This is a genomic window from Streptomyces sp. NPDC002602, assembly GCF_042889445.1.
Taxonomy (GTDB): domain Bacteria; phylum Actinomycetota; class Actinomycetes; order Streptomycetales; family Streptomycetaceae; genus Streptomyces.
The window spans coordinates 638,874-654,527 of record NZ_JBIAQX010000003.1 but is presented as its reverse complement, the minus strand read 5'-3'; the positions used below and the strand labels follow the sequence as shown (position 1 = coordinate 654,527).

The following is a 15,654-nucleotide window of genomic DNA, read 5'->3' as shown; positions in this document are numbered from 1 at the left end:
GAATGCCTCGTAAGGGCCCCGCCCCGAAGCGCCCGGTCATCATCGACCCGGTCTACGCATCTCCTCTGGTGACGTCGCTCATCAACAAGCTCCTCCTGAACGGCAAGCGCTCCACCGCCGAGCGCATCGTCTACGGCGCCATGGAAGGCCTCCGCGAGAAGACCGGCGCTGACCCGGTCATCACGCTGAAGCGCGCGCTGGAGAACGTCAAGCCGTCGCTCGAGGTCAAGTCCCGCCGTGTCGGTGGCGCCACCTACCAGGTGCCGATCGAGGTCAAGCCCGGTCGCGCGTCCACCCTCGCGCTGCGCTGGGTCGTGGGTTACTCCCGCGCCCGCCGCGAGAAGACCATGACCGAGCGCCTCATGAACGAGCTGCTCGACGCCTCCAACGGTCTTGGCGCTGCCGTCAAGAAGCGCGAGGACACGCACAAGATGGCCGAGTCCAACAAGGCCTTCGCGCACTACCGCTGGTAGTCCCACCCCACATCGAGACCGAGAGAAGACCGAAGCCTTATGGCTACCACTTCGCTTGACCTGGCCAAGGTCCGCAACATCGGGATCATGGCCCACATCGACGCGGGCAAGACGACCACCACCGAGCGCATCCTGTTCTACACCGGTGTGTCTTACAAGATCGGTGAGGTCCACGACGGCGCCGCCACGATGGACTGGATGGAGCAGGAGCAGGAGCGTGGTATTACCATCACGTCTGCCGCGACGACCTGCCACTGGCCCCTCGAAGACGTTGACCACACCATCAACATCATCGACACCCCGGGCCACGTCGACTTCACCGTCGAGGTGGAGCGTTCGCTCCGCGTCCTCGACGGTGCCGTCACCGTGTTCGACGGTGTCGCCGGTGTCGAGCCGCAGTCCGAGACGGTGTGGCGCCAGGCCGACCGTTACGGCGTGCCGCGCATCTGCTTCGTGAACAAGCTGGACCGTACCGGCGCCGAGTTCTTCCGCTGCGTTGACATGATCACGGACCGCCTCGGCGCGACCCCGATCGTCATGCAGCTCCCGATCGGCGCCGAGATGGACTTCCAGGGCGTTGTCGACCTGGTGCGCATGAAGGCCCTCGTCTGGTCCGCCGAAGCCTCCAAGGGCGAGATGTACGACGTCGTCGACATCCCCGCCTCGCACACCGAGCTCGCCGAGGAATGGCGCGGCAAGCTCGTCGAGGCCGTCGCGGAGAACGACGAAGAGCTCATGGAACTGTTCCTGGAGGGCGTCGAGCCCACCGAGGAGCAGCTCTACGCCGCTGTTCGTCGCATCACCATCGCGTCCGGCAAGGGCGGCGACACCACCGTCACCCCCGTGTTCTGCGGCACCGCGTTCAAGAACAAGGGCGTTCAGCCCCTGCTCGACGCCGTCGTGCGCTACCTGCCCTCCCCCCTGGACGTCGAGGCCATCGAAGGCCACGACGTCAAGGACCCGGAGGTCGTGGTCAAGCGCAAGCCGTCCGAGTCCGAGCCGCTGTCGGCCCTCGCGTTCAAGATCGCGAGCGACCCGCACCTCGGCAAGCTCACCTTCGTCCGGATCTACTCCGGTCGCCTGGAGGCCGGCACCGCGGTGCTGAACTCCGTCAAGGGCAAGAAGGAGCGCATCGGCAAGATCTACCGCATGCACGCGAACAAGCGTGAGGAGATCGACTCGGTGGGCGCCGGCGACATCGTCGCCGTCATGGGCCTGAAGCAGACCACCACCGGTGAGACGCTGTGTGACGACAAGAACCCGGTCATCCTGGAGTCCATGGACTTCCCGGCCCCGGTCATTCAGGTCGCCATCGAGCCCAAGTCCAAGGGTGACCAGGAGAAGCTGGGTGTTGCCATCCAGCGTCTCGCGGAGGAGGACCCCTCCTTCCAGGTTCACTCGGACGAGGAGACCGGCCAGACCATCATCGGTGGTATGGGCGAGCTTCACCTCGACATCCTCGTCGACCGCATGCGTCGCGAGTTCAAGGTCGAGGCGAACGTCGGCAAGCCGCAGGTGGCCTACCGCGAGACGATCCGCAAGACCGTCGAGCGTCACGACTACACCCACAAGAAGCAGACCGGTGGTACCGGTCAGTTCGCCAAGGTGCAGATCGCGATCGAGCCCATCGAGGGTGGCGAGGCGACCTACGAGTTCGTGAACAAGGTCACCGGTGGCCGCATCCCGCGTGAGTACATCCCCTCCGTGGATGCCGGTGCGCAGGAAGCCATGAAGTTCGGCATCCTCGCCGGCTACGAGATGACCGGCGTCCGCGTCATTCTTCTCGACGGTGGCTACCACGAGGTCGACTCCTCCGAACTCGCGTTCAAGATCGCCGGTTCGCAGGCCTTCAAGGAGGCCGCGCGCAAGGCTTCTCCCGTGCTCCTTGAGCCGATGATGGCCGTTGAGGTCACCACGCCCGAGGACTACATGGGTGAGGTCATCGGCGACATCAACTCTCGCCGTGGCCAGATTCAGGCCATGGAGGAGCGTCACGGTGCTCGCATCGTGAAGGGCCTCGTGCCGCTTTCGGAGATGTTCGGCTACGTCGGAGACCTCCGCAGCAAGACCTCGGGTCGCGCCAGCTACTCGATGCAGTTCGACTCCTACGCCGAGGTTCCCCGGAACGTCGCTGAGGAGATCATCGCGAAGGCCAAGGGCGAGTAACTCTTCCGAGTACACGCTTTAGGCTTGTCACCGGAGCCTCTGGGGCAACAGGAGCAAACCTCCCGCTGCCCCGGGGGAACCGGCTATCCAGCAAAGATCACCTGGCGCCGATCTGTAAGGCGTACAGAACCACTCTCCAGGAGGACCCCCGTGGCGAAGGCGAAGTTCGAGCGGACTAAGCCGCACGTCAACATCGGCACCATCGGTCACATTGACCACGGTAAGACGACCCTCACGGCCGCCATTACCAAGGTGCTGCATGACGCGTACCCGGACCTGAACGAGGCCTCGGCCTTCGACCAGATCGACAAGGCTCCTGAGGAGCGCCAGCGCGGTATCACCATCTCCATCGCGCACGTCGAGTACCAGACCGAGGCGCGTCACTACGCCCACGTCGACTGCCCCGGTCACGCGGACTACATCAAGAACATGATCACGGGTGCCGCGCAGATGGACGGCGCGATCCTCGTGGTTGCCGCCACCGACGGCCCGATGCCGCAGACCAAGGAGCACGTGCTCCTGGCCCGCCAGGTCGGCGTTCCCTACATCGTTGTCGCCCTGAACAAGGCCGACATGGTGGACGACGAGGAGATCCTGGAGCTCGTCGAGCTCGAGGTCCGTGAGCTGCTCTCCGAGTACGACTTCCCGGGCGACGACCTTCCGGTCGTTCAGGTCTCCGCGCTCAAGGCTCTTGAGGGCGACAAGGAGTGGGGCGAGAAGCTTCTCGGCCTGATGGCCGCGGTCGACGAGTCGATCCCGACCCCTCCGCGTGACACCGAGAAGCCGTTCCTGATGCCCGTCGAGGACGTCTTCACGATCACCGGTCGTGGCACCGTCGTCACCGGCCGCATCGAGCGTGGTGTCCTGAAGGTCAACGAGACCGTTGACATCATCGGCATCAAGCAGGAGAAGACCACCACCACGGTCACCGGCATCGAGATGTTCCGCAAGCTGCTCGACGAGGGCCAGGCGGGCGAGAACGTCGGTCTGCTCCTCCGTGGCATCAAGCGCGAGGACGTCGAGCGCGGCCAGGTCATCATCAAGCCCGGTTCGGTCACGCCGCACACCGAGTTCGAGGCCGCCGCGTACATCCTGTCGAAGGACGAGGGTGGCCGTCACACCCCGTTCTTCAACAACTACCGCCCGCAGTTCTACTTCCGTACCACGGACGTCACGGGCGTTGTGACCCTTCCCGAGGGCACCGAGATGGTCATGCCCGGTGACAACACCGACATGACGGTCAACCTCATCCAGCCTGTCGCGATGGAAGAGGGCCTGAAGTTCGCCATCCGTGAGGGTGGTCGTACGGTCGGCGCCGGCCAGGTCACCAAGATCACGAAGTAATTTCGCGGTCTGACCTGGTGGCTCGCGAGAGCGGGCACCACGTTTGACAGAGGGGCCCCCTCCCCGACGCTTCGGCGTCGAGGAGGGGGCCCTTCGTCGTACCCGGGGCGAGGTCGTGCCCGGGGCGAAGGGGGCGAAGGGGAGGGGCGGGGCGGGGCGGGCTCGGGGGGAGGTCTAGGCGGCGGCCGTGCCGGCCCGGCACTCACCGCACAGCCCCGGTACCGGTGACCGGAAGGCGAGGCCGCAGTCGTCGTTATCGCAGGTCTGGAAGGGGTCCGGCGGTACGTGGGCGGGCGCGCGGGGGCCTTCGTCGGGCAGGGCGGGCGGCAGTTGGGCGGTGAGCCGGTGGGCGATCAGTCCGGCGGGGTTGCGCGGCTGCGCCGGCAGGTTGGCGGTGAGCGCCGCGAGGATGCCGGCCGGTCGGGCCCCGCGCTCCAGCCAGGCCTCGACGGCCGGGGTGAGCCGCTCGATGTCCTGCCGGCCGAGCAGGAGCCGGGCGTCGGCGCGGCGGAGATCGGTCAGGACGGCCGTGGCGGCGTCGCGGCGCCAGGGGTTGTCCGGGTTCACCGGCCGGGGCAGAGCGGGACGCTGTGGGGCCACCGGGGCCACCGGGGCCACCGGGGCGTCCTGGGCCACCGGGGCCTCTGAGGCGGGGGAGAGCGGGGCCGGCGCCCGGTTCGGCGCCGGGGGTGTCACCGGGGGCGCCGGGGGCTCCGGGGGCGACGTGTCGGGCTCCGTGGCCTCCACCAGGAAGCCGGGGCGGTTGTAGGACACGGTCCGGGTGACGATCTGCCCGCCGGGGAGCCGTACGCGGGTCCGCTTCAGGTACCCGTGCCGCTCCAGCTCCCGCAGGGCGGCGGCGATGCGGTACTCGCTCTCGGGGAAGCGGGGGGCGAGGTCCCGGATGCCGATGGGGGCGCCGGTCGGCAGCGACTGGATGTGGACCGAGAGGCCGATCGCGACGAGTGACATCTCGGCGTGCTGCGAGAGGTGGTTGCCGACCACGATGAATCGCCGGGTGTGGCGGACGTTGACGTGGATGACGCCTGATCGAGGGGTGTCGCCCGGATTCCGTCCGGGGGCGCGCACGACGGCGGTACTCTTCTGGCTATCCATCGGGAAGCTCTCTACTTCCTTGCTGGTAGGCCCCCGCCGGGATTGCGAGTCCCGTCGGGGGCCGACGCGTGTCTGGGGTTGTCGCGGCGAGCATATGCCCGACAACCCCCGTGCATGCCGGCCCAGTTGGCGTAGTTCACTCGTGTGAGCGACGCGCCCCCCGCGGGAGGCTGGAGGGGTTTGGCGTGGTTCTTTGGCTTCCGGAGTACTTACACCAAGACGTCGAAGCGGACCGCGACGCGGCCCACCGTGTCGTGGTCCTCGCGACCCGGTCGCGGCGTGCGCGCGAGGACGGCCGGCGGCTCGGACAACCACCCCCGCAGGGAGACGAGTCGGGCGCGACCGGGCGTGGCGCCGACGCCTTCGGGACCCCGAACTCGAATGCAGGGAGGGGCTGTTCGCGCACCTTTCAGGCCCTGTGGAAGCGCGTTGCGCGGGGTGTGTAAAGATCCGCAGCGAATGGGTCGGATCTTTACGGGGGCGGGGAAATGGGCAACAACGACGACGCCGGCAGACCGGGCGTTTCCGACGAGGCCTGGGAGCGGTTCGTACGGGAGTCCGGTGCCGGGGGAGGGGCGGTTCCGCGCGAGCCGTCCGCACGGGCGCGGATGGTGACCGAGCGGCTGCGCCGGGAGGACGAGGCGCGGGCCGCGGCGGAGCGCGGACGGTGGCGGGGGCGCCGGGCCCGGGCCGCCGAGCCGGAGGGGTGGCGGACCGGGCCGGCGTGGCAGGGGCGGGACGGGGGCCGGACGGGCAACCGGCGCCTCAAGGCGACCGCGGGCATCGTGTTCATCGCCGCCCTGGCCCTGGTCGTCGTACGGCCGGAGCTGCTCATCGACCGGCTGACCGGGGAGGCCGGCCGAGAGGCGGCCTCGGCCGCGCCGCTGCCCGCCGAGTCGGTACGGCCCACGGAGGCCCCACCCGAGGCGTTCCCGGACCAGCCGACCCTGAGGGAGCCGTTCAGGGGCTCCCCGGCCCTCCAGTGGGCCGACGGCGCGGCCGGTATCGAGGTCCCCGAGGCGAAGGCCCTGGCCGGGCTGGACCGGGAGCAGGTGGCGGACGGGCTCGCCAGGACCCGGCAGTTGCTGACGGCGGCCAACCTGGATCCGAACACCCTCCGCGGCGGGCACCCCCGCGCGGCCCTGGAGATGCTGGACCCGCTCCAGCCGTCCGGCCGAGGCGTGCTGGAACGCGCGCTCGCGAAGCCCTCCGCGGAAGCGGACCCGCTCTGGCTGTTCAGCCGCTTCGACCCGGCCGAGGTGCGCCCCTACGGCGAGGTCGTCAAGACGCGCGGGCGCATGTGGTTCGACAGCGCCCGCGAGGGTCAGGTGCTGGTGCACACCGACTACACCTTCGTCTACCCGGTGGTGCGGGCCGCGCCCGGCTCGCAGGAGGTGGCACGCACCATCGTGCGCCGCGAACTCACGGTGGCGGTGTCCGATCCGCGGGTGATCGAGGTGACCCCGGGAACGCTGACCATCGTCACGTGGTCCGAATCGGCGGGCAACGACGACTGCGACCGGAGCGGAACCGGCTACCTGCACCCGATGTTCCGCTCGGACGCGCAGGCGCTGCCGGGCGCGGAGCCCTCGGGGCCGCGCACGGATCCGTACGACCGAAGCCGGGACATCTCGCGGCTGCCGGAGGAGTGCGGGACGGTCACGCGCTCCTGACCAGCGGCCCGACGCGGGCCCCCGTCGCGCGGCACGGTTTGACGTGTCTGCGCGGCGGGGTATTGTTCTGCGCCCGATTGGCGCAGTACGTGTCTTGTATGGCAGACTACTCAAGTTGCTCGGTTGAGTGCCGATGCTGCGCGCCTCCCGCCGGGAGGACCGGAAGCGAGTCCCACAGTACTCGTCGCCCTTACCTGCCCCTCAGGGCAGCAATGGGGGCGGACGTACGGGAATCTTCTGGGAAGTGTCAGCACGGTGCGGACCAGGCACCCGGTGGGTGTTTCTCCCCCGAAGCGCGGTCTTGGGACCGTACCCCCTTGGACGAGGGAATTTCCGTATGGGAATTTTCTGTAGAGGGTGTGCGACACGCCCGACCGCGTGGGTCGGAGGGAAGCAGTGGAGAGATCCACAGCCGCCCGGGAGCCAGAGCGTTTCCACAACAGACAGGACTACGGAGTAGCCATGGCGGGACAGAAGATCCGCATCCGGCTCAAGGCCTACGACCACGAGGTCATCGATTCGTCGGCGAAGAAGATCGTCGAGACGGTGACGCGCACTGGTGCGTCGGTCGCGGGCCCGGTGCCGCTGCCCACTGAGAAGAACGTGTACTGCGTCATCAAGTCGCCGCACAAGTACAAGGACTCGCGCGAGCACTTCGAGATGCGCACGCACAAGCGCCTGATCGACATCCTCGACCCGACCCCCAAGACCGTTGACTCGCTGATGCGCCTGGACCTTCCGGCCGGCGTTGACATCGAGATCAAGCTCTGAGAGGCGTCGAGAAGATGGCAAAGCAGATCAAGGGCGTCCTGGGCGAGAAGCTCGGCATGACCCAGGTCTGGGACGAGAACAACCGTGTCGTCCCGGTGACCGTGGTCAAGGCCGGACCCTGCGTCGTTACCCAGGTCCGTAAGAACGACATCGACGGCTACGAGTCGGTCCAGATCGCCTTCGGCGAGATCGACCCTCGCAAGGTGAACAAGCCCCTCAAGGGTCACTTCGCCAAGGCCGACGTCACCCCCCGCCGCCACCTGGTGGAGCTCCGCACCTCCGACGCCGGCGAGTACACGCTCGGCCAGGAGATCACCGCCGCTGTGTTCGAGTCGGGCGTCAAGGTCGACGTCACGGGCAACAGCAAGGGCAAGGGCTTCGCCGGTGTCATGAAGCGTCACAACTTCAAGGGCCTCGGTGCCGGTCACGGTGTCCAGCGCAAGCACCGCTCCCCCGGTTCGATCGGTGGCTGCGCCACCCCTGGGCGTGTCTTCAAGGGCATGCGCATGGCCGGTCGTATGGGCAACGAGCGCGTCACCACCCAGAACCTGACCATCCACGCGGTTGACGCGGAGAAGGGTCTGCTCCTCATCAAGGGCGCGGTCCCCGGTCCGAACGGCGGCCTCGTCCTGGTCCGTACCGCGGCCAAGGGGGCTTGAGGTAATGAGCACCATTGACATCCTTTCGCCGGCAGGCGACAAGGCCGGTACCGTCGAGCTCCCCGCGGAGATCTTCGACGCGAAGACCAGCGTTCCGCTGATCCACCAGGTCGTTGTCGCTCAGCTGGCCGCTGCCCGTCAGGGCACGCACAAGACCAAGCGTCGTGGCGAAGTCCGTGGTGGTGGCCGCAAGCCGTACCGCCAGAAGGGCACCGGCCGCGCCCGTCAGGGTTCGACCCGCGCTCCGCAGTTCGTCGGCGGTGGCGTCGTCCACGGCCCGCAGCCGCGTGACTACTCCCAGCGGACCCCGAAGAAGATGAAGGCCGCCGCTCTCCGCGGTGCCCTCTCGGACCGCGCGCGTCACTCCCGCATCCACGTCGTCACCGGCGTGGTCGAGGGTGCCGCCTCCACGAAGGCCGCCAAGACGCTGTTCGGCAAGATCTCGGAGCGCAAGAACCTGCTCCTGGTCGTCGACCGCGCCGACGAGGCCGCGTGGCTGTCCGCCCGCAACCTGCCCCAGGTTCACATCCTGGAGCCGGGCCAGCTGAACACGTACGACGTGATCGTCTCTGACGACGTGGTCTTCACTCAGGCCGCTTTCGAGTCCTTCGTGTCTGGCCCCAAGGCCGATGAGACCGAAGGGAGCGACGCCTGATGTCTGAGGCGACCGTTACCAGCAAGACCTTCACTGACCCGCGCGACCTGCTGATCAAGCCGGTTGTCTCGGAGAAGAGCTACGCGCTGCTGGACGAGAACAAGTACACGTTCATCGTCGCGCCTGGCGCCAACAAGACCCAGATCAAGCAGGCCGTCGAGGCGGTCTTCTCGGTCAAGGTCACCGGGGTCAACACGATCAACCGTCAGGGTAAGCGCAAGCGCACCAAGACCGGTTTCGGCAAGCGCGCGAACACCAAGCGCGCCATCGTGACCCTCGCTGAGGGCGACCGAATCGACATCTTCGGCGGCCAGGCCTCCTAACGGAGTCCTGAGTCGTCCGGAATCGGACGAGGACTGAGAAATGGGTATCCGCAAGTACAAGCCGACGACCCCGGGCCGTCGTGGCTCCAGCGTCGCCGACTTTGTCGAGATCACGCGGTCCACGCCGGAGAAGTCGCTGGTTCGCCCGCTGCACAGCAAGGGCGGCCGTAACAACACCGGTCGGATCACTGTTCGTCACCAGGGTGGCGGCCACAAGCGCGCCTACCGTGTGATCGACTTCCGTCGTCACGACAAGGACGGCGTGCCGGCGAAGGTCGCGCACATCGAGTACGACCCCAACCGCACCGCGCGCATCGCGCTGCTGCACTACGCCGACGGCGAGAAGCGCTACATCATCGCGCCGAAGGCCCTGAAGCAGGGTGACCGGATTGAGAACGGCCCGACGGCCGACATCAAGCCCGGCAACAACCTGGCGCTGCGCAACATCCCGGTTGGTACGACGATCCACGCGATCGAGCTGCGTCCCGGTGGCGGTGCGAAGTTCGCCCGCTCCGCCGGTGCGTCCGTGCAGCTGCTGGCGAAGGAGGGCACCATGGCCCACCTTCGTATGCCGTCCGGAGAAATCCGCCTGGTCGACGCGCGCTGCCGCGCCACCGTCGGTGAGGTCGGCAACGCCGAGCAGTCGAACATCAACTGGGGCAAGGCCGGCCGCATGCGCTGGAAGGGCGTTCGCCCCTCCGTCCGCGGTGTCGCGATGAACCCGGTCGACCACCCGCACGGTGGTGGTGAGGGTAAGACCAGTGGTGGTCGCCACCCGGTCTCCCCGTGGGGTCAGAAGGAGGGTCGTACTCGCTCGCCGAAGAAGGCTTCGAGCAAGTACATCGTCCGCCGCCGCAAGACGAACAAGAAGCGCTAGGAGCGGGTTTAGATGCCGCGCAGTCTCAAGAAGGGACCCTTCGTCGACGGACACCTCATCAAGAAGGTGGACGTACAGAACGAAGCCGGTACCAAGAACGTCATCAAGACCTGGTCCCGTCGCTCGATGATCATCCCGGCCATGCTGGGTCACACCATCGCGGTGCACAACGGCAAGATCCACGTCCCGGTGTTCGTCACCGAGTCGATGGTCGGCCACAAGCTCGGCGAGTTCTCGCCGACTCGCACCTTCCGCGGCCACGTCAAGGACGACCGGAAGTCGAAGCGCCGCTAAAGGCGGGGTGGTTATGACTATGACTTACACCGAAGGGACAACCATGGAAGCCAGGGCCCAGGCGCGGTACATCCGCGTCACGCCCATGAAGGCCCGCCGAGTGGTGGACCTTATCCGTGGCATGGATGCCACGGAGGCTCAGGCGGTCCTGCGTTTCGCCCCGCAGGCCGCGAGCGTGCCGGTTGGCAAGGTGCTGGACAGCGCCATTGCCAATGCCGCACACAACTACAACCACCCGGACGCCTCCACGCTGGTCATCAGCGAGGCGTTCGTGGACGAGGGCCCGACCCTGAAGCGGTTCCGTCCGCGTGCGCAGGGCCGTGCCTACCGGATCCGCAAGCGGACCAGCCACATCACCGTGGTCGTCAGCAGCAAGGAAGGTTCCCGGTAATGGGCCAGAAGGTAAACCCGCACGGGTTCCGGCTCGGCATCACCACCGACTTCAAGTCGCGTTGGTACGCCGACAAGCTGTACAAGGACTACGTCAAGGAAGACGTCGCCATCCGTCGGATGATGACGTCCGGCATGGAGCGCGCCGGCATCTCGAAGGTTGAGATCGAGCGCACCCGTGACCGCGTGCGTGTGGACATCCACACCGCTCGTCCCGGCATCGTCATCGGCCGTCGTGGCGCCGAGGCCGACCGCATCCGCGGTGACCTCGAGAAGCTCACGGGCAAGCAGGTCCAGCTGAACATCCTCGAGGTCAAGAACCCCGAGCTCGACGCTCAGCTGGTTGCCCAGGCCGTTGCCGAGCAGCTCTCCTCCCGCGTCTCCTTCCGTCGCGCCATGCGTAAGAGCATGCAGGGCACGATGAAGGCCGGCGCCAAGGGCATCAAGATCCAGTGCGGCGGTCGCCTCGGCGGCGCCGAGATGTCCCGCTCCGAGTTCTACCGCGAGGGTCGTGTGCCGCTGCACACGCTGCGCGCGAACGTGGACTACGGCTTCTTCGAGGCCAAGACCACCTTCGGCCGTATCGGTGTGAAGGTCTGGATCTACAAGGGCGACGTCAAGAACATCGCCGAGGTTCGCGCCGAGAACGCCGCGGCCCGTGCGGGCAACCGCCCGGCTCGTGGTGGCGCGAACGACCGTCCGGCCGGTGGCCGCGGTGGTCGTGGTGGCGAGCGTGGCGGCCGTGGCGGCCGCAAGCCGCAGCAGGCTGCTGGTGCCGAGGCCCCCAAGGCCGACGCTCCCGCCGCCGCTCCGGCTGAGAGCACCGGAACGGAGGCCTGACCGACATGCTGATCCCTCGTAGGGTCAAGCACCGCAAGCAGCACCACCCCAAGCGCCGCGGTATGGCGAAGGGCGGTACTGAGGTCTCGTTCGGCGAGTACGGCATCCAGGCGCTCACCCCCGCCTACGTGACGAACCGCCAGATCGAGGCGGCTCGTATTGCGATGACCCGTCACATCAAGCGTGGCGGCAAGGTCTGGATCAACATCTACCCGGACCGTCCGCTCACGAAGAAGCCCGCCGAGACCCGCATGGGTTCCGGTAAGGGTTCTCCCGAGTGGTGGATCGCGAACGTGCACCCGGGTCGGGTCATGTTCGAGCTGTCCTACCCGAACGAGAAGATTGCTCGTGAGGCGCTCACCCGCGCTGCTCACAAGCTTCCGATGAAGTGCCGGATTGTTCGGCGCGAGGCAGGTGAGTCGTGATGGCGACGGGAACCAAGGCGTCCGAGCTGCGTGAGCTCGGCAACGAGGAGCTCGTTGGCAAGCTGCGCGAGGCCAAGGAAGAGCTGTTCAAGCTGCGCTTCCAGGCGGCCACGGGCCAGCTGGAGAACAACGGCCGGCTCAAGTCCGTCCGTAAGGACATCGCCCGGATCTACACCCTGATGCACGAGCGCGAGCTCGGCATCGAGACGGTGGAGAGCGCCTGATGAGCGAGAAGAATGTGACTGAGACCCAGGACCGCGGCTTCCGCAAGACCCGTGAGGGCCTCGTCGTCAGCGACAAGATGGACAAGACTGTCGTCGTCGCCGTCGAGGACCGCGTGAAGCACGCCCTGTACGGCAAGGTCATCCGCCGTACGAACAAGCTCAAGGCTCACGACGAGCAGAACGCTGCCGGCGTCGGCGACCGCGTCCTCATCATGGAGACGCGTCCGCTGTCGGCGAGCAAGCGCTGGCGCATCGTCGAGATCCTCGAGAAGGCCAAGTAAGTACCTGAGGCCCTGAGCAGAAAGTTCAGGGGCCCCTCAGGTTCGTTCCGCCAGGCTCGGTGGGGGCCTCGCTCCTCGGAGTGAAGCCCCTGCCGGGAACCGGCAGACAATCAGGAGATAGACGTGATCCAGCAGGAGTCGCGACTGCGTGTCGCCGACAACACTGGTGCCAAGGAGATCCTTTGCATCCGTGTTCTCGGTGGCTCCGGTCGCCGCTACGCGGGCGTCGGTGACGTCATCGTCGCCACCGTCAAGGACGCGATCCCCGGCGGCAACGTGAAGAAGGGTGACGTCGTCAAGGCCGTCATCGTTCGCACCGTCAAGGAGCGCCGCCGCCAGGACGGCTCGTACATCCGTTTCGACGAGAACGCCGCTGTCATTCTCAAGAACGACGGCGACCCTCGTGGCACCCGTATCTTCGGCCCGGTGGGCCGTGAGCTGCGCGAGAAGAAGTTCATGAAGATCATCTCGCTCGCGCCGGAGGTGCTGTAAGCATGAAGATCAAGAAGGGCGACCTGGTTCAGGTCATCACCGGCAAGGACAAGGGCAAGCAGGGCAAGGTCATCACGGCCATCCCTACTGAGAACCGCGTCCTCGTCGAGGGTGTCAACCGGGTCAAGAAGCACACCAAGGCCGGGCAGACCGCTGGTGGTTCGCAGACCGGTGGCATCGTGATCACCGAGGCGCCGATCCACGTCAGCAACGTTCAGCTGGTTGTGGAGAAGGACGGCCAGAAGGTCGTCACCCGCGTCGGATACCGCTTCGACGACGAGGGCAACAAGATCCGCGTTGCCAAGCGGACGGGTGAGGACATCTGATGGCTACCACTCCGCGTCTCAAGACGAAGTACCGCGAGGACATCGCGGGCAAGCTGCGTGAGGAGTTCTCCTACGAGAACGTCATGCAGATCCCCGGCCTCGTGAAGATCGTGGTCAACATGGGTGTGGGCGACGCCGCCCGCGACTCCAAGCTGATCGACGGCGCCATCAAGGACCTGACGACGATCACCGGTCAGAAGCCGGCCGTCACGAAGGCCCGGAAGTCCATCGCGCAGTTCAAGCTGCGTGAGGGTCAGCCGATCGGCTGCCACGTCACCCTCCGTGGTGACCGCATGTGGGAGTTCCTGGACCGTACGCTGTCGCTCGCGCTTCCGCGTATCCGTGACTTCCGTGGTCTGTCGCCGAAGCAGTTCGACGGCCGTGGCAACTACACCTTCGGTCTCACGGAGCAGGTCATGTTCCACGAGATCGACCAGGACAAGATCGACCGTACCCGGGGTATGGACATCACCGTGGTCACCACGGCGACCAACGACGATGAGGGCCGTGCCCTCCTTCGTCACCTCGGCTTCCCCTTCAAGGAGGCGTAAGCGAGATGGCGAAGAAGGCTCTCATCGCGAAGGCTGCCCGCAAGCCCAAGTTCGGTGTGCGTGCGTACACCCGCTGCCAGCGCTGCGGTCGCCCTCACTCCGTGTACCGCAAGTTCGGCCTGTGCCGCGTCTGCCTTCGTGAGATGGCTCACCGTGGCGAGCTGCCGGGCGTGACCAAGAGCTCCTGGTAAATCCCTCCTGTCCTTAGGGACTTGGAGAGAACCAGAGACTCTCGGTAAGCATCTGGACGGCAGGGGCCCGGCCGCGCATGCCTTAGGCTTGTGTGGTTGGGCGTCTGCCGCCCATAACGACTTACTACGCCGTAGGTCCCCGCACCGCACCCGTCCCGCCACTGAGTGGGGAGAGGGATGGCGCATACAGGAAACCCCGGCGAGAGAGGCCGAAGGCCACTTCATGACCATGACTGACCCGATCGCAGACATGCTCACGCGTCTGCGTAACGCTAACTCGGCGTACCACGACACCGTCGTGATGCCGCACAGCAAGATCAAGTCGCACATCGCGGAGATCCTCAAGCAAGAGGGTTTCATCACCGGCTGGAAGGTCGAGGACGCCGAGGTCGGCAAGAACCTCGTCCTCGAGCTGAAGTTCGGGCCGAACCGTGAGCGCTCCATCGCGGGCATCAAGCGGATCTCGAAGCCCGGTCTGCGCGTGTACGCGAAGTCCACCAACCTGCCCAAGGTGCTCGGCGGCCTGGGCGTGGCGATCATCTCCACGTCCCACGGTCTCCTCACCGGCCAGCAGGCAGGCAAGAAGGGCGTAGGTGGGGAAGTCCTCGCCTACGTCTGGTAGTCGGGAACGGAGGAAAAGCAATGTCGCGAATCGGCAAGCTCCCCATCCAGGTTCCCGCCGGTGTGGACGTCACCATCGATGGCCGCACGGTCGCGGTGAAGGGCCCCAAGGGTTCCCTCTCGCACACCGTCGCTGCGCCCATCGCCGTCGCCAAGGGTGAGGACGGCGTTCTGAACGTCATCCGCCCCAACGACGAGCGTCAGAACAAGGCCCTTCACGGCCTGTCCCGCACGCTGGTGGCGAACATGATCACCGGTGTGACCACGGGATACGTCAAGGCTCTCGAAATCAGCGGTGTCGGTTACCGCGTCGCCGCGAAGGGCTCCGACCTGGAGTTCCAGCTTGGCTACAGCCACCCGATCCTGATCGAGGCGCCCGAGGGCATCTCCTTCAAGGTCGAGTCGCCCACCAAGTTCACGGTCGAGGGCATCGACAAGCAGAAGGTCGGCGAGGTCGCCGCCAACATCCGCAAGCTGCGGAAGCCCGACCCGTACAAGGCCAAGGGTGTCAAGTACGCCGGCGAAGTCATCCGCCGCAAGGTCGGAAAGGCTGGTAAGTAGCCATGGCATACGGTGTGAAGATCGCCAAGGGCGACGCGTACAAGCGCGCTGCCAAGGCTCGCCGCCACATCCGCATTCGCAAGAACGTGTCGGGTACGGCGGAGCGTCCGCGCCTCGTCGTGACGCGTTCCAACCGCAACATCGTTGCTCAGGTCATCGACGACCTCCAGGGTCACACCCTGGCGTCCGCGTCGACCCTGGACACCTCGATCCGCGGTGGCGAAGGCGACAAGAGCGCCCAGGCCCAGGCCGTCGGCGCGCTCGTGGCCGAGCGTGCGAAGGCTGCCGGAGTCGAGACCGTTGTCTTCGACCGCGGTGGCAACCGATACGCCGGGCGCATTGCCGCTCTGGCTGACGCCGCCCGCGAAGCCGGGCTGAAGTTCTAAGCCCCGGTTCCGGGA

General features: G+C 66.7%; 23 protein-coding genes. 22 read left to right on the top strand and 1 reads right to left on the bottom strand.

Annotated elements, in window-relative coordinates:
- Positions 1-2 precede the first annotated feature (2 nt).
- The 3 genes from rpsG to tuf all read left to right on the top strand — a co-directional run bounded on the left by rpsG (position 3) and on the right by tuf (position 3,983).
- Entirely contained in the window at positions 3-473 is a 471-nt protein-coding gene (rpsG, locus tag ACFYW3_RS12355; protein WP_215144016.1) for a 30S ribosomal protein S7, read from the top strand.
- Between the two features lie 39 nt (positions 474-512).
- Positions 513-2,639, top strand: a complete 2,127-nt coding sequence (gene fusA, locus ACFYW3_RS12350) for an elongation factor G (protein WP_053682625.1) — start codon at positions 513-515, stop codon at positions 2,637-2,639.
- Between the two features lie 150 nt (positions 2,640-2,789).
- The gene (gene tuf / locus ACFYW3_RS12345) at positions 2,790-3,983 is read left to right on the top strand and encodes an elongation factor Tu (RefSeq protein WP_053682624.1); all 1,194 of its coding nucleotides are present in this window, start codon (positions 2,790-2,792) and stop codon (positions 3,981-3,983) included.
- Between the two features lie 174 nt (positions 3,984-4,157).
- On the opposite strand, the gene ACFYW3_RS12340 is transcribed toward tuf, so the two are convergent.
- Positions 4,158-5,099 (bottom strand): helix-turn-helix domain-containing protein, encoded by a 942-nt coding sequence (locus ACFYW3_RS12340; protein WP_389386191.1) that lies wholly within the window; start codon positions 5,097-5,099, stop codon positions 4,158-4,160.
- Between the two features lie 488 nt (positions 5,100-5,587).
- Here ACFYW3_RS12340 and ACFYW3_RS12335 point away from each other — a divergent pair, with 488 nt between their 5' ends.
- The 19 genes from ACFYW3_RS12335 (at position 5,588) to rplR (ending at position 15,639) form a co-directional block, all read left to right on the top strand.
- On the top strand, positions 5,588-6,772 hold the full coding sequence (locus ACFYW3_RS12335; protein WP_389386190.1) for a hypothetical protein: 1,185 nt from the start codon (positions 5,588-5,590) through the stop codon (positions 6,770-6,772).
- Between the two features lie 462 nt (positions 6,773-7,234).
- Positions 7,235-7,543, top strand: coding sequence for a 30S ribosomal protein S10 (gene rpsJ, locus ACFYW3_RS12330; RefSeq protein ID WP_003948644.1), 309 nt, complete (start codon positions 7,235-7,237; stop codon positions 7,541-7,543).
- A 14-nt stretch (positions 7,544-7,557) separates the two neighbouring features.
- Complete coding sequence (gene rplC, locus ACFYW3_RS12325; protein ID WP_053682621.1) at positions 7,558-8,202, top strand: 50S ribosomal protein L3; 645 nt, start codon at positions 7,558-7,560, stop codon at positions 8,200-8,202.
- Between the two features lie 4 nt (positions 8,203-8,206).
- Positions 8,207-8,857 carry a 50S ribosomal protein L4 gene (gene rplD, locus ACFYW3_RS12320; RefSeq protein ID WP_031146574.1) on the top strand — a complete coding sequence of 217 codons (651 nt, stop codon included), beginning with the start codon at positions 8,207-8,209 and terminating at the stop codon, positions 8,855-8,857.
- Positions 8,857-9,180 (top strand): 50S ribosomal protein L23, encoded by a 324-nt coding sequence (gene rplW, locus ACFYW3_RS12315; protein ID WP_037792012.1) that lies wholly within the window; start codon positions 8,857-8,859, stop codon positions 9,178-9,180. Before rplD ends, rplW begins: the two co-directional genes overlap by 1 nt.
- A 40-nt stretch (positions 9,181-9,220) precedes the next feature.
- A complete protein-coding gene (rplB, locus tag ACFYW3_RS12310) occupies positions 9,221-10,057 on the top strand; it encodes a 50S ribosomal protein L2 (protein WP_008739715.1) in 837 nt (278 codons plus the stop codon).
- Positions 10,058-10,069: 12 nt separating this feature from the next.
- Positions 10,070-10,351, top strand: a complete 282-nt coding sequence (gene rpsS / locus ACFYW3_RS12305) for a 30S ribosomal protein S19 (RefSeq protein ID WP_023539342.1) — start codon at positions 10,070-10,072, stop codon at positions 10,349-10,351.
- A 43-nt stretch (positions 10,352-10,394) separates the two neighbouring features.
- Positions 10,395-10,742 carry a 50S ribosomal protein L22 gene (rplV, locus tag ACFYW3_RS12300; RefSeq protein ID WP_037792011.1) on the top strand — a complete coding sequence of 116 codons (348 nt, stop codon included), beginning with the start codon at positions 10,395-10,397 and terminating at the stop codon, positions 10,740-10,742.
- The gene (gene rpsC, locus ACFYW3_RS12295) at positions 10,742-11,581 is read left to right on the top strand and encodes a 30S ribosomal protein S3 (RefSeq protein WP_053682620.1); all 840 of its coding nucleotides are present in this window, start codon (positions 10,742-10,744) and stop codon (positions 11,579-11,581) included. The genes rplV and rpsC overlap by 1 nt, the downstream gene beginning before the upstream one ends.
- A 5-nt stretch (positions 11,582-11,586) precedes the next feature.
- Entirely contained in the window at positions 11,587-12,006 is a 420-nt protein-coding gene (gene rplP / locus ACFYW3_RS12290) for a 50S ribosomal protein L16 (RefSeq protein ID WP_030026326.1), read from the top strand.
- Positions 12,006-12,230, top strand: coding sequence for a 50S ribosomal protein L29 (rpmC, locus tag ACFYW3_RS12285; RefSeq protein WP_008739703.1), 225 nt, complete (start codon positions 12,006-12,008; stop codon positions 12,228-12,230). Before rplP ends, rpmC begins: the two co-directional genes overlap by 1 nt.
- Complete coding sequence (gene rpsQ / locus ACFYW3_RS12280) at positions 12,230-12,511, top strand: 30S ribosomal protein S17 (protein WP_053682619.1); 282 nt, start codon at positions 12,230-12,232, stop codon at positions 12,509-12,511. Before rpmC ends, rpsQ begins: the two co-directional genes overlap by 1 nt.
- Before the next feature lie 123 nt (positions 12,512-12,634).
- Entirely contained in the window at positions 12,635-13,003 is a 369-nt protein-coding gene (gene rplN, locus ACFYW3_RS12275; RefSeq protein WP_053682618.1) for a 50S ribosomal protein L14, read from the top strand.
- 2 nt (positions 13,004-13,005) lie between these two features.
- Positions 13,006-13,329: a 50S ribosomal protein L24 gene (gene rplX / locus ACFYW3_RS12270; RefSeq protein ID WP_053682617.1), complete on the top strand. Its 324-nt coding sequence runs from the start codon at positions 13,006-13,008 to the stop codon at positions 13,327-13,329.
- Positions 13,329-13,880, top strand: a complete 552-nt coding sequence (gene rplE / locus ACFYW3_RS12265) for a 50S ribosomal protein L5 (RefSeq protein WP_030388859.1) — start codon at positions 13,329-13,331, stop codon at positions 13,878-13,880. The genes rplX and rplE overlap by 1 nt, the downstream gene beginning before the upstream one ends.
- Before the next feature lie 5 nt (positions 13,881-13,885).
- Entirely contained in the window at positions 13,886-14,071 is a 186-nt protein-coding gene (locus tag ACFYW3_RS12260) for a type Z 30S ribosomal protein S14 (RefSeq protein ID WP_003956452.1), read from the top strand.
- Between the two features lie 223 nt (positions 14,072-14,294).
- Entirely contained in the window at positions 14,295-14,693 is a 399-nt protein-coding gene (gene rpsH, locus ACFYW3_RS12255; RefSeq protein ID WP_007265911.1) for a 30S ribosomal protein S8, read from the top strand.
- Positions 14,694-14,713: 20 nt separating this feature from the next.
- Positions 14,714-15,253 carry a 50S ribosomal protein L6 gene (rplF, locus tag ACFYW3_RS12250; protein WP_053682616.1) on the top strand — a complete coding sequence of 180 codons (540 nt, stop codon included), beginning with the start codon at positions 14,714-14,716 and terminating at the stop codon, positions 15,251-15,253.
- Between the two features lie 2 nt (positions 15,254-15,255).
- Positions 15,256-15,639, top strand: a complete 384-nt coding sequence (gene rplR, locus ACFYW3_RS12245) for a 50S ribosomal protein L18 (RefSeq protein ID WP_008739696.1) — start codon at positions 15,256-15,258, stop codon at positions 15,637-15,639.
- The last annotated feature ends 15 nt before the right edge of the window (positions 15,640-15,654 follow it).